13 protein-coding genes and 2 tRNA genes are annotated in these 12,549 nt (G+C 34.6%); 5 read left to right on the top strand and 10 right to left on the bottom strand.

The annotated features are described in order from the left end of the window. Nucleotides 1-90 precede the first annotated feature (90 nt). Nucleotides 91-1,221 carry an outer membrane beta-barrel protein gene (locus DESTER_RS05380; RefSeq protein WP_013638639.1) on the top strand — a complete coding sequence of 377 codons (1,131 nt, stop codon included), beginning with the start codon at nt 91-93 and terminating at the stop codon, nt 1,219-1,221. 37 nt (nt 1,222-1,258) lie between these two features. Here the strand turns inward: DESTER_RS05380 and DESTER_RS05375 are convergent, their stop codons facing one another. Further along, complete coding sequence (locus DESTER_RS05375) at nt 1,259-1,978, bottom strand: bifunctional hydroxymethylpyrimidine kinase/phosphomethylpyrimidine kinase (RefSeq protein ID WP_013638638.1); 720 nt, start codon at nt 1,976-1,978, stop codon at nt 1,259-1,261. A 65-nt stretch (nt 1,979-2,043) separates the two neighbouring features. Between DESTER_RS05375 and leuS the strand changes: the two genes are divergently transcribed. The 4 genes from leuS to yedF all read left to right on the top strand — a co-directional run bounded on the left by leuS (nt 2,044) and on the right by yedF (nt 6,293). Next, a complete protein-coding gene (gene leuS / locus DESTER_RS05370) occupies nt 2,044-4,782 on the top strand; it encodes a leucine--tRNA ligase (protein ID WP_013638637.1) in 2,739 nt (912 codons plus the stop codon). A 7-nt stretch (nt 4,783-4,789) separates the two neighbouring features. Further along, nucleotides 4,790-5,314, top strand: coding sequence for an LPS assembly lipoprotein LptE (gene lptE / locus DESTER_RS05365; RefSeq protein WP_013638636.1), 525 nt, complete (start codon nt 4,790-4,792; stop codon nt 5,312-5,314). Next, complete coding sequence (locus tag DESTER_RS05360) at nt 5,298-5,603, top strand: hypothetical protein (RefSeq protein ID WP_013638635.1); 306 nt, start codon at nt 5,298-5,300, stop codon at nt 5,601-5,603. The genes lptE and DESTER_RS05360 overlap by 17 nt, the downstream gene beginning before the upstream one ends. 90 nt (nt 5,604-5,693) lie before the next feature. Further along, entirely contained in the window at nt 5,694-6,293 is a 600-nt protein-coding gene (yedF, locus tag DESTER_RS05355) for a sulfurtransferase-like selenium metabolism protein YedF (RefSeq protein ID WP_013638634.1), read from the top strand. A gap of 2 nt (nt 6,294-6,295) precedes the next feature. On the opposite strand, the gene DESTER_RS05350 is transcribed toward yedF, so the two are convergent. The 9 genes from DESTER_RS05350 to DESTER_RS05310 form a co-directional block, all read right to left on the bottom strand. Then, nucleotides 6,296-6,371: transfer RNA gene (locus DESTER_RS05350), tRNA-Thr, on the bottom strand. Between the two features lie 8 nt (nt 6,372-6,379). Further along, on the bottom strand, nt 6,380-6,631 hold the full coding sequence (locus DESTER_RS05345; RefSeq protein WP_013638633.1) for a YgaP family membrane protein: 252 nt from the start codon (nt 6,629-6,631) through the stop codon (nt 6,380-6,382). Next, a complete protein-coding gene (locus DESTER_RS05340; RefSeq protein ID WP_013638632.1) occupies nt 6,603-7,361 on the bottom strand; it encodes a hypothetical protein in 759 nt (252 codons plus the stop codon). Before DESTER_RS05340 ends, DESTER_RS05345 begins: the two co-directional genes overlap by 29 nt. Next, complete coding sequence (locus DESTER_RS05335) at nt 7,354-8,160, bottom strand: tetratricopeptide repeat protein (protein WP_013638631.1); 807 nt, start codon at nt 8,158-8,160, stop codon at nt 7,354-7,356. Before DESTER_RS05335 ends, DESTER_RS05340 begins: the two co-directional genes overlap by 8 nt. Then, on the bottom strand, nt 8,161-8,721 hold the full coding sequence (gene folE / locus DESTER_RS05330; protein ID WP_013638630.1) for a GTP cyclohydrolase I FolE: 561 nt from the start codon (nt 8,719-8,721) through the stop codon (nt 8,161-8,163). A gap of 3 nt (nt 8,722-8,724) precedes the next feature. After that, the gene (gene ftsH / locus DESTER_RS05325; protein ID WP_013638629.1) at nt 8,725-10,605 is read right to left on the bottom strand and encodes an ATP-dependent zinc metalloprotease FtsH; all 1,881 of its coding nucleotides are present in this window, start codon (nt 10,603-10,605) and stop codon (nt 8,725-8,727) included. A gap of 2 nt (nt 10,606-10,607) precedes the next feature. Further along, complete coding sequence (hpt, locus tag DESTER_RS05320; protein ID WP_013638628.1) at nt 10,608-11,123, bottom strand: hypoxanthine phosphoribosyltransferase; 516 nt, start codon at nt 11,121-11,123, stop codon at nt 10,608-10,610. Next, entirely contained in the window at nt 11,074-12,438 is a 1,365-nt protein-coding gene (gene tilS / locus DESTER_RS05315) for a tRNA lysidine(34) synthetase TilS (protein WP_013638627.1), read from the bottom strand. The genes hpt and tilS overlap by 50 nt, the downstream gene beginning before the upstream one ends. A gap of 21 nt (nt 12,439-12,459) precedes the next feature. Continuing rightward, nucleotides 12,460-12,536 (bottom strand) — tRNA-Met (locus DESTER_RS05310). Nucleotides 12,537-12,549: the final 13 nt, after the last annotated feature.

Genomic DNA, 12,549 nt, shown 5'->3' with positions numbered 1-12,549 from the left:
TAGTATTACCAAGTAAAACAAGATAGTTGCTTGAATATCAATTACTAATAAATAAAATAGAGTGGATAAAAAGGCAAAAGGAGGTAATGGATGAAAGGAATGCTTAGGGTAGTAACCGTACTACTTCTTTTTTCTTCCCTTTCGGCAAAAGCAGACGAGGAAATCTTAAGACAAGAACAGAAAATAGAAGATTTTGAAAGTCAGTTAAAAGAAGGACAATGTGTGCTAACAGACAGTAAAAACACCCAAATAGCCATATCAGGTGGAATAAGCGCAGGATATTTTTACACGAACAATCCTGGAAAAGAAGCAACAAAGAACAGAAAAAGCAAGTTTGTCTTAACAAATGCTCTTATCAACCTTTCTATATCTCCGAAAGACTATCCTTTCTCTGTAAATCTTGGACTTGGAGGGACAGCAACACCATCTCTTGTTGACAATCCAGTTGATTCAGGTCCTCAGTTTGATATTGAATATGCTGATTTATCACTTACTCCAATTCAAAATTTAACGCTAGAAATTGGTCTGCTTCAGCCAAACGCAGGATACGAAGATACTTATACATTTAACAACAAAAACATTACAGTTGGTGTAGTTGCTTCACAGCAGCCATATAATGCTTATGGGGCAAGAGTAACTTATTCTTTAAACAATTTTGATGTCTATGGTGGTTATTATAGAGATAGGCTAGATAACACTGAGTATGCTATTGAAGGTTACAGTGATGTTGACCATAGTTATGAATTTGGTATAGGAGGAAACATATTTGGTTTTGATTCTACATTGTATTACTATAACATAAATGGAATAAGATCTTTAGTGGGTATTACTTTAGAAAAAGAATTTGAAAACATTTATTTAGCGATTGATGCAGACTACTGGAAATGGGATGACAATGCAAAGAAGTTTCAAAATATAAAAGATAATTCAGCGTATGGTATTTCCCTTTATGTTTCACCAAAAATAAATGTAAATGAAAAGGTAGAGATGCCTGTTAGGTTGGAATACGTTAATCAAGGAAAGAGTAAGATATATGTAGATAGTGAAGATGCTGATAACATATATACAATTACAGTAACTCCTACGTATCACTTAACAGATGATATTTACATTAGAGCTGAAGGTGGTTATGTTTATGCTCAAAATGGATTTGAGGATAACCATGGTCAAAGAAAAGACAGTAAGTATTATGTAAGTTTTGAAGTCGGTTATGCATTTTAAAGTCTTTTAAAAAGGCTCCCCTAACGGGGAGCTTTAATTATACTGTTGAATATCCTTGAAGCATATCAGACTTTTGAAAATGTTCTTTCCTGTAAATCTCTAGGAAGTTTGATGCTTTCAGAAAAGCCTTAGTTACTAATTTTTCTTTTACTATCAGAGAAGTTAACGCAGAAGAAAATGCACATCCTGTTCCTCTTATTATTAGTTTGTCTTTTTTATGTTTTACCTTTTTTACTATTTCATTATCCTTAATAAGTCTATCTTCAACGTAGTTTTTTATTTCAATACCTTTTAAAGCTATGTATCCTTTAAAATTTTTTAATAGGGGTTTAAGAAGTTCGTATTCTCTTTTATTTGGAGTTATTACGGAGGAAACAGATATTAAAGGCTCAATTACTTTTAAATCTTTAAGAAAATCCTTTCCAAATGTTGGAGATATGACAGGGTCAAAAACGACTGGAACTTTTAGAGAGGATATAGTCTCAGCTATTTTTTTATTCAGGTTCCTGTTTATATGAGGAATACCTATTTTTATTCCTTTTATCTGTATTTCTTCAAGAATAAGGTCTAGTTGTTTTAATACAAGCTCTTCATTTTCAAATTGAAAAAGCTTTACTCCTTTAGTGTTTTGTGCAGTATTCACAGTTATTACTGCTGTACCGAAAAATCCAAAGTGATTAAATACTCTAATATCTCTAAGAATTCCTGCTCCACCGGTTGGATCAAAACCCGCAATGGTTAAAAGAAAATCAACCATACAACTTCTCCCATAACTTTAGTATCATTATCCAGTTAATTTTTATCAAATTTGGAGGAATACTAATGAAGTACAACTTTAAAGATATAGAAAAGAAATGGCAAAGAGTTTGGGAAGAAAGAGGTGTTTTTAAATCTAAACCTACAGGAAAGGAAAAGTACTACGTCCTTGAAATGTTCCCTTACCCATCAGGTCGTATCCACATGGGACATGTAAGAAATTACTCTATAGGAGATGTAATTGCTCGTTTCAAAAAGATGTTTGGTTATAACGTAATTCATCCAATGGGTTGGGATTCTTTTGGACTTCCTGCTGAGAATGCAGCAATAAAAAGCGGAGTTCATCCAAGAGAGTGGACTCTTAGTAATATCGAGTATATGAAAAATGAACTTAAAAAACTTGGTTTTTCTTATGATTGGGAGAGAGAAGTTACTACTTGTATGCCCGATTATTACAAGTGGAATCAGTGGATATTCTTAAAAATGTTGGAAAAAGGCATTGCTTATAGGGCAAAAGCTTCTGTTAACTGGTGCCCTTCCTGTCAAACAGTTTTAGCAAATGAACAAGTTGATGAAGAAGGAAGGTGTTGGAGATGTGGTAGCTTAGTAGAACAAAAAGAGATAGATAGCTGGTTTTTAAAAATTACAGACTATGCCGAAGAGCTCCTCCAAGATCTTGAACTTCTAAAAGGCCATTGGCCTGATCCAGTTATTACAATGCAAAAGAACTGGATAGGAAAAAGTATAGGTGCAAAAGTTAAATTTGAAACCGAAAAAGGAGAAACTATAGAGGTCTTTACAACAAGACCTGATACACTCTTTGGTGTTACTTACGTTGTTCTTGCTCCAGAACATCCACTTACTTTGAAACTTTCAAAAGGTACGGGACAAGAGGAAGTAGTTAAAGCATTTGTTGAAAAAATGAAAAGAACAGAAAAGAGAAAAAGAACTACGGGCGATCTTGAAAAGGAAGGTGTTTTCTTAGGAGTTTATGCAATTCATCCATTAACAAAAGAAAAAGTTCCTGTTTACACAGCAAACTTTGTTCTCATGGACTACGGAACAGGTGCTGTTATGTCTGTTCCAGCCCACGATCAAAGAGATTTTGAATTTGCTAAAAAATATGGTCTTCCAATAAAAGTAGTTATTACTCCTGAAGACAAAGAATTAAAGGCTGAGGAGCTTGAGGAAGCATACACTGAAGCAGGTATTTTAGTTAATTCTGGAAAATTTAGTGGTATGAAAAGTAAGGAAGCAAAAAGAGCAATAACTGAAGAGCTTGAAAAAGTTGGAAAAGGAGAAAAAGCCATTCAGTATAGACTTAGAGATTGGAATATATCAAGACAAAGATACTGGGGAACTCCTATTCCTGTCATTCACTGTCCAAAGTGCGGTATTGTTCCGGTACCAGAAGAAGAACTTCCTGTAAAACTTCCCGAAAATGCTCCTCTTGTTGGGGAAGGAAGATCTCCTCTTGAAAGAGTCCCTGAGTTTATCAACGTTAAGTGTCCAAAGTGTGGGAAAGATGCAAAAAGAGATCCAGATACTATGGACACGTTTGTTGACTCTTCATGGTACTTCCTTCGTTACTGTTCTCCTAAAGAAGAAAGTCTTCCATTTAAACCAGAAGATGCTTCATACTGGATGGTTGTTGATCAGTATATAGGTGGAATTGAACATGCCGTTCTTCATCTTCTCTATTCAAGGTTTTTTACAAAAGTTTTAAGGGATTTAGGACTATTTAAAGCAGATGAAAACCATAAACAGTATGAATTTTTCAAGAAAGGAGAACCGTTTTTAAACCTTCTTACTCAGGGAATGGTTTGCAAGAGGTGGATTAGTGTTAAAAATCTTTTAAAAGCCCTTAACCTTGATGAAACAAGTTCTGTAGGAGCTCTTATAAAAGCTCTTACAGGAAAAGAAGTGAAAAACGATGAAACTATTAGTTCTCTTATGAAAAAACATCACATAACAATTGGGGACAATGCAATTCTTTTACTTCAAGTAGAAGAAATAAGAAAGTTTGTTGAAGACCATAATAAACTTCTTCTAGACTTAGAAAAGAAGTATGGTGAAGTTTCAAAGATGAGTAAATCTAAGCTTAATGTTGTTGATCCTGACGAAATGATAGAAAAGTATGGAGCTGATGCTACAAGACTTTACGTACTCTTTGCTGCTCCACCAGAGTCAGAATTTGAATGGAAAACAGAAGGCATTGAAGGAGCATACAGGTTCTTAAGAAGGGTATTTCAATTTGTTGTTGAAAACAAAGACTTCTTCAATCAAGGATTAAAAGGAGAAGTATCAAAAGCAGGAAAAGAACTTCGCAGGAAAGTTCATCAAACCCTCCAAAAAGTTACAGAGGAACTCCAGGAAAGGTTTAAGTTTAATACTGCAATAGCTTCTATTATGGAGCTCTTTAACGAGATAACAAGATTTAAGGTAAAATCGGATGGAGATAAAGAAGTTCTTAAAGAAGCTATAGAGAAACTCATAATTATGCTCTCTCCATTTACTCCTCACATTTCAGAGGAAATGTGGGAAATCACAGGACACAAAACACTTCTTATCGAGGAAAGCTGGCCTGAGGTTGATGAATCAGCTTTAAAAGTTGAAGAAGTAGAAATACCTGTTCAAGTAAATGGGAAGGTAAGAGGAAAAGTTACTATTCCTATAGATGCTACTGAAGAAAGAGTAAAAGAAATAGCTCTTTCTAATGAAAAAGTTCAAAAGTACACGGAAGGAAAAAATATTGTTAAATTTATCTATGTAAAAGGAAGGCTTGTTAACATTGTTGTAAAGTGAGGACATTATGAGGATTTTCTTTTTCCTGCTTTTGCTCTTTTTCTTTTCTTTTTCGTGTGCAACAACTAATGTTTCTCAAAAGCCTCAAAAAGTAGAACATGTGTATCTTGAGCCAGTTACCAACAAAACTCCTGAAGAGGGAGCAGATGTAATATTTACAAAAGTTGCAAATGATGTTTTCTACTCAGACTCAAGATTTAAAGTAGAAAGAACTCCCAAACCTGGAGTCACAGTTTTAGTGAAGCCCTCTGTTGATTCTATATCTATTTATGCTGTAGGTTTTGATAAATATGATAGAGTTACTGAATATAAAATGACAATTTCAACAACGATAAAACTCATAAGATACGGTTTTAAGAATCCTTTGTATACTTTTTCTATATCTCGTTATGACTTTTATGATGCTACCGGAGCTCCACAAGAAGTAGAAAGAAAAAGGAAGGAATGTATAGAACGAATAGCCTATCAAATTTTTCGTGAATTAGGCGAGAAAATTGCCATAAGTGGAGAGAAAATTGAGAATCAAAAATAGGTTTGAAGATGAACGGTATATTCTCGTTTGTGCTGATTGGGAGGGAAACGAATTTATATATTTCAAGGACAAGCTTCAAAGTACGGAAACTCTTGCTATTCCTTCCAAACCTTTAGACCTCAAGATTTTTTGGAAAAAATATAAAGAAGATGAAGGTTATTGCCTTCCTTGCGAACTCTTTCTTCACTGTGACAGTAAAGTTATGACTGCAGATAATATCGTAGTAGAGTGGGGACTAACTCTTGAAAGACTTAACAAGTTTAAAACACTTATAGAAAAAATTGATTAGAGAAAAAAATGATATAGATATTTCTTTCTTGAAACAAAAAAAGATAAAAATGTATAAATAGTTAGAGGATTTCCCCTTTGAGGAGGAAAAATGTCTACAATTATCGACTGTAAAGGATTGGCCTGTCCTATTCCTGTTATGAAAACGAAAGAAGCTTTAGAGTCCATTGAAAATGGAACAGTAACTGTAATTGTTGATAATAAAGCTTCAAGAGAAAATGTTAAGAGATTTGCAGAAAAATTAGGTTGCAAAGTAAAAGTGGAAGAAAAAAAAGGACTTTACTATCTTACAATAACAAAAGGGAAAATTTCCCAAATGGCCTCCGAAGAGACAACAAAAGGAGAAAAGAGTAGAAACTATGCAGTTCTTATTGCCTCGAGTTATGTTGGAGAAGACCCTGAACTTGGGAAAATCCTGATAAAAGGTTTCATAAGAACGTTCGTAAACGCAGATCCATTACCTAAAAGGATAATTCTCATTAATACAGCTGTAAAGCTTGCCTGCAAAGGCGCAGATTCTGAAATTCTTGAAGCTCTTAAGACACTGAAAGAGAAAGGTGTAGAAATTATCTGCTGTGGAACTTGCCTAGATTATTTTAGTTTACTTGATAACCTTGAAGTCGGAATTGCCTCAAATGCTTATGATGTAGTTCAAGCGTTGGCAAATGCCGATTCTGTTATCCGTCTTTAATCTGGTGCTGGCGGGGGGACTTGAACCCCCGACCTGGTGATTACGAGTCACCCGCTCTGCCAACTGAGCCACGCCAGCAGATTATATTACTTTTCTTCTTTACAGTACTTTTCCAAAAGCGACGGAATACCAAGTTTATGCAGCAAGATAGATGAAGGACAGAGCCCAGTAATAGCAAAAAACATAAGCATGAAACCTACAAATGCCGTAAAGTAAAAGAATCCTTTATTTTCCGTATAAAGGCCTAAAACAACGCTGAAAAATACAAAAAAACCTGCAAGAAAAGATGTAATTCTTTCTACATACCAGCTACTGGTTTTTGCTCTGTATATTGCCATCTTCTTCTCCCCCTTTTTTGTATATTAGCTGACATTTACCCGGAATTTCAGAGTAAAGAGTATTAGAATCTATGAATTTCCCACCAAAACAAACTCCTGCAAACTCTCCTCCAGGATTGAAGACAAAACCGTTGTCTGTGCAGTTTCCTTCAAAGTTTGCAAACTGTAAAGTTCCTTTTTCTTCAGGAATTACCAATAATCCAATTAAATCAACGTTTCCGTGGGGAATTTCTGGAGGCCAGATGCCTTTAACTTCATAATTTATATCAACTATTCCATCATTACAAAAGAATACTTTATTAGGTTCTGAAAGTACTCTTCCATCAAATAAGAAAGTTTTTATAAACTGCCATTCCATAGAAGAAAAAGTTAAAATATGAATACTTGTTCCGTTTTGCGTACCATAAACTTTTAGAAGAAGTCCAGGATGGTAAACAATACCTTCTTTTATTTTTATGAAGAAATTAGGAATAACTTCTTTTAAGTGAGATAACCTCTTTTCCAATTCCTGATCTAAACTTTTGTTATTAGAAGTTGTATTTTCTGACTCGTTTGTTTCTTTTTTCGTTCTATTTTCTAATGCTACTTCTTGTTGCGGTAATTGTTTTATTTCTTTATCAATTATATGTTTTGTAACAACTGATGGTTTATAAAAGATAAAGAGGAATGCTAAAGATACTACTATAATAATTCCGAAAAAGGCTGTTAATGCTATCCAGAGTTTACTCATCTAGCTCCTCTAATTTGATTTTTGCTTTTATTCCTATATCAGAATCTGGGTTTAACTTAATACATTTTTTTAAAAGTGCTTTCGCGTGCTGTATTTTTTTCTTCTTTAAGTAAATCAAAGCCAATCTATAATAAGGATACTGTACTTTTGGATAAAGACTTACTAACCGCAAATATATTTCCTGAGCTTCTTCAATTTTTCCTTCATTTTCCAAGATTTTTGCTAACTCTATGTATGCAGGAATATAGTCTAGATTATTCTTAAGAGCTCTAACAAGGTATTCCTTAGCTTTTTCTACTTGATTTTCTCTTAAAGACAGCATAGCTAACCTAAGGTAGGCTACTTCTGGTGTAAGATAGAGTGGATTGGATAGAGCTTTTTCGTAATACTTTCTTGCTCTTTTTAGTTCTCCTCTTTTTTCATAAACAATTCCAAGGTTTAAATATCCTTCCGAAAAGTTAGGCTTCATCTTAATAGCTTTGCGTAAATACTTTTCTGCCCTGTCAAGCTCTCCTCTTTGAATGAAAGCTACACCTATTGCATTATAAATCTTAGGATCATTAGGTTTAAGTTCCTTTGCTTTAAACAGATAGTTAAGAGCAAGCGGTATTTCACCAATATTTAGATATGAAAGACCTATTTGATAGTAACCTTCTGCTCTTTCTTTTGAGGAAGGTTTATACTCAGGAGGCGGAGGAGGTGGAGGTACTACTTTGCTGGAACTTTTAGAACTACCAAAGATAGAACCACAAGAAGACATTAGCATAAGAGAGAAACTTAAAACTAACAGTCGTTTCATTTACCTCCCCTTTATAAGAAAAAGAGCCTCCATTCTTGTGGGTTCTTTTCTCATTGCTCCCTTGACAGCACTTGTTACCGTATAAGAGCCAGGTTTCTTAACTCCTCTCATTATCATACAAAGATGCTGTGCTTCAACAACAACCATTACACCTTTTGCACCTAATTTCTCCATTATTGCATCTGCTATTTGCTCGGTCATTCTTTCTTGAAGTTGAAGCCTTTTAGCATAAACATCAACAATTCTAGCTAACTTGGAAAGTCCTGTAACCTTATCCTCTCCTGGAATGTAAGCTACATGTGCTTTTCCAAAAAATGGAAGCATATGATGCTCACACAAAGAATAGATAGGAATGTCTCTAACAATTATCATCTCATCATATTTTTCGGTGAAAAGAACTAAGTGATTTTCTGCAGAGTCGTTATAACCAGCAAGAATTTCTTCATACATCTTTGCTACTCTTTTTGGAGTATCCTTTAGTCCTTCTCTATCTGGATCTTCTCCTATAGCAATAAGAATTTCTCTAACGGCTTTTTCTATTCTTTCTCTATCAAAAGCCAATCTTTATGCCTCCAATTGTGGATTTAAAGATGGTGGTATTTCCTCTTTCCTTTCTTTCTTTGAACCTGCAGGAGGATTAGTAGAATCCATATCATTAGACTTTAATTCACCTTTCATTGCCATGTCAATTTCTTCTCCTGTGAGAGTTTCTCTCTCAAGAAGAGCTTTGGCAAGATTTTCTAATTTGTCCATATTTTGAGAAATGAGTTCTTTTGTTCTTTCGTAAGTCTCCTGAATAATTTTCCTTACCTCTTTATCTATGAGTTTTTTCATTTCCTCACTGATTAGTTCTGCAGGTTCACCAAACTGCTCTCTAATTTTAACAGCAATAGGGCCAATTGTATCGCTCATTCCCCATTCTGCCACCATTTTCTTAGCAATTTCTGTTGCTCTTTCTATATCGTTTCCAGCTCCTGTAGAAATCGTTCCAAGTGCTAATTCTTCTGCGACTCTTCCACCAAATAAAACACATAGTCTATCAAGAAGATAATCTTTTGTATATGTATATCTATCTTCTTCAGGAAGTTGTTGAGTAATACCTAAAGCTTTCCCTCGTGGTATGATAGTAACTTTGTGAACTTTATCTGCATTTGGTAAAAGCTTTGCAATAAGTGTGTGTCCAGCTTCATGATAAGCAGTTGTAACTTTTTCCTCTTCTGATAACACCATACTTTTTCTTTCTATTCCCATAGTTACCTTATCCTTTGCTTCTTCAAAGTCTTCCATAGTAATTTTTCCGTGATTCTTTCTTGCAGCGATAAGGGCTGCTTCATTTACTATGTTTGCAAGGTCAGCTCCTGAAAAACCTGGAGTTGAACGGGCAATGACCTCAAGGTCAACGTCTTCTGCAAGAGGTTTATCTTTTGTATGGATCTTGAGAATTTCTAGTCTTCCTCTTACATCAGGAAGTGGAACATGTATCTGTCTATCAAATCTTCCTGGTCTTAATAGTGCTGGATCTAATATGTCAGGTCTATTAGTTGCGGCAATAACTATTATCCCTTCTGAACTTTCAAAACCGTCCATTTCTACTAAAAGCTGATTTAAGGTCTGTTCCCTTTCGTCATGTCCTCCTGTAAATCCAGCACCTCTTTTCCTTCCAACTGCGTCAATTTCGTCTATAAAAACAATACAAGGAGCATGTCTTTTTGCCTGTTCAAAAAGATCTCTAACCCTTGAAGCACCTACTCCTACAAACATTTCAACAAATTCTGAACCGCTTACAGAGAGAAACGGAACGTTTGCTTCTCCTGCAATTGCCTTAGCAAGAAGAGTTTTTCCTGTCCCTGGAGCTCCAGCAAGTAAAACTCCTTTGGGAATTCTTCCTCCAAGCTGTTGAAACTTCTTTGGGTTTTTAAGAAAGTCAACGATTTCAGAAACTTCTTCCTTTACCTCATCAATTCCTGCTACATCTTTAAAGGTTACTTTTGGTTTGTTATCGATAAATACTTTTGCTCTACTCTTTGCAAAAGAAAGGGCTTTGTTACTTCCCATGCTCATCTGTCTCATCATGCTTATCCAAAGAAGAATCAAGAAAATCATTGGAAGCCAAGAAACAAGAACGGTTATGTACCACGGACTGCCTTCTTCTGGCTTTACTTGAATTTCAACATTCTTTTCTGCTAGCTTATCTATGACGCTAGTATAACCAGGTGGTAGGTAAGTTTCAAAGGGTTTGTTATCTTTTGTAACACCTGTTACTTTTTGGCCTTGAATTACAACCTTTTTAACTTCTCCTTTTTCTACCTGCTGAAGGAATGTTGAAAACGGTTCAGTATGTTTTTTTAACTGTTCTGAATTGAAAAAGTTAAATGCCAAAATAATCAAAAGAGCAATTGTCAGCCACAGCGCAAGGCTTTTACCAATTTCCTTTAATTTATCCATCCTTACTCTCCTTCTTTAAAGTATCCTATATAAGGTAAACCTCTGTACATTTCATTAAGATCAAGACCGTAACCTACAATAAAATAGTCTGGAATTTCAAAACCTACAAAGTCTGGTCTAAAATTTACTCTCTTTTTAACTTTTTTATCAAGAAGAACACAACTTTTTATAGTTTTTGGAGAATGTTTCATCACTTCATCGTAAACACGTTTAAGACTTTCGCCTGTATCAAAGATGTCATCTACTATGAGCACTTGCTTTCCTTTCAGATTTAGCTCAGGAAGTAACGTTATCTTTAATTCACCTTTTTCTTTTCCTCTGTAGCTTTTAATTCTAATAAAATCCAATTCAATTCTGTTTTTGATGTATCTTATTAAATCCGCCGTGAAAACTGTAGCTCCTTTAAGGACTGAAACTACTGTTATTGAGCTATTTCCAAATTGTTTAGAGATTTCCTCAGCAAGTTCTCTAACTCTCTTTCTGAGTAAATTTTCTGGTATTAGAACCTCTATCTCCACTCTTTAGCCTCACAACAATCTGCTTTTCATTTGGAATAAAGTTAATATATGCCTTGTAAACTCCAGGAATCCATACAATTTTATCTCCAACCTGAACAATAGGTAGGATGTTTCTTTTTTTAACAGGAATTTTCTTTTCTATAAAAACTTTCTTGAGGGGTTTTGAAAAGTTTTTAAAACTTAATCTATCCCCTGGTCTTCTATTTCTAACAACTATTCCTTTACTTATAGCTTCTTTATAAGGAATGAGAAATCCTTCTTCCTTTCCATCCCACAAATCGAACTCAACTATTCCCATGGGAGTTTCTACCTTAGAAGGAATTTCCTTTATTTCTATAAAGTATTCTTTCTCTTTGCCATTTTCCTTTTCGATGCAGAAATTTTCTTGATCTTTAAATATTACATATCCCCTAGTAAGTTTCAGCTCTTTGTATTCTTTCTTTTTTATTACATTTTCTATAAATTCAAGCTTTTTATAAGATAAGGTTCTACCGGTTATTGTTTTAAAAACTTTTATTAGAAGTTCTTTTCTGAGTACAGGTTCTAGTTTTTTCAATTTTTCCAGTGGTATGCAAAATTGGTTCTTAGATAGATACTTTCTCAATAAGTTTTCAACTTCTTTATTTATATAGTCTTCTATTTCTCTTAAAATGGAAGTATTCCTAAGTACAGCTTCTTCTAACTTAGGATTAATCTTTTTGAGAACAGGAATTACCTCTATTCGTATTAGGTTTCTTTCAAATTCTGTTTTAAGGTTTGAACTATCCACAACGAAAGGAATATTATTTTCCTTAATGTAATTTTCTATTTCTTCCCTTGTTACTTCAAATAGCGGACGGATAATTTTTTCCCTCTTAGGAAAAAAACCTCTAAAACCTTTTATTCCAGTTCCCTTTGTTAAGTTTAGGATAACTGTTTCAACAAGGTCTGAAGCTGTATGACCTGTTGCAATGTAGTCTCCATTTATCTTCTTTAGAGTTTCTTCAAGGAATCGATATCTAACTTCTCTTGCAACCGCCTCAATATTTTTTCCTTTGGAAATTTCTTTTATATTCTCTCTTTTAGTGAAAAGAGGAATCCCCCAATCGCTACAGAGTTTTTTTACAAAGTTTTCGTCTCGTTCTGATTCTTCTCCTCTTAACATGTGGTTAAGATGAGCAGCAGCAATGTCAATTTTTAGCTTTTCCTTAAGCTGTAAAAGAATGTGAAGGAGAGTTACTGAATCAGGACCTCCAGATAGAGCAACAAGGACTTTTGAATTCTCAGAAATCAAAGAAAAATTTTTGATAGTATTTTCAACTTTATCTTTTAACATAAGCAGGAACTATATGGAATTTGGTGGCGACGGGTGGAGTCGAACCACCGACCTGGCGGGTATGAGCCGCCCGCTCTAACCACCTGAGCCACGTCGCCACTTGCGAATAGA

The sequence above is a fragment of the Desulfurobacterium thermolithotrophum DSM 11699 genome, assembly GCF_000191045.1.
GTDB classification, from domain to species: Bacteria; Aquificota; Aquificia; order Desulfurobacteriales; family Desulfurobacteriaceae; genus Desulfurobacterium; species Desulfurobacterium thermolithotrophum.
The sequence above is the reverse complement of the archived record's forward strand: the minus strand, read 5'-3'. Positions and strand labels throughout refer to the sequence as shown.

Coding starts and splice junctions, on each gene's coding strand:
- DESTER_RS05380 (WP_013638639.1), top strand. CDS start 91: ATGAAAGGAATGCTTAGGGTAGTAACCGTACTACTTCTTTTTTCTTCC.
- DESTER_RS05375 (WP_013638638.1), bottom strand. CDS start 1,978: ATGGTTGATTTTCTTTTAACCATTGCGGGTTTTGATCCAACCGGTGGA.
- leuS (WP_013638637.1), top strand. CDS start 2,044: ATGAAGTACAACTTTAAAGATATAGAAAAGAAATGGCAAAGAGTTTGG.
- lptE (WP_013638636.1), top strand. CDS start 4,790: ATGAGGATTTTCTTTTTCCTGCTTTTGCTCTTTTTCTTTTCTTTTTCG.
- yedF (WP_013638634.1), top strand. CDS start 5,694: ATGTCTACAATTATCGACTGTAAAGGATTGGCCTGTCCTATTCCTGTT.
- DESTER_RS05345 (WP_013638633.1), bottom strand. CDS start 6,631: ATGGCAATATACAGAGCAAAAACCAGTAGCTGGTATGTAGAAAGAATT.
- DESTER_RS05340 (WP_013638632.1), bottom strand. CDS start 7,361: ATGAGTAAACTCTGGATAGCATTAACAGCCTTTTTCGGAATTATTATA.
- DESTER_RS05335 (WP_013638631.1), bottom strand. CDS start 8,160: ATGAAACGACTGTTAGTTTTAAGTTTCTCTCTTATGCTAATGTCTTCT.
- ftsH (WP_013638629.1), bottom strand. CDS start 10,605: ATGGATAAATTAAAGGAAATTGGTAAAAGCCTTGCGCTGTGGCTGACA.
- tilS (WP_013638627.1), bottom strand. CDS start 12,438: ATGTTAAAAGATAAAGTTGAAAATACTATCAAAAATTTTTCTTTGATT.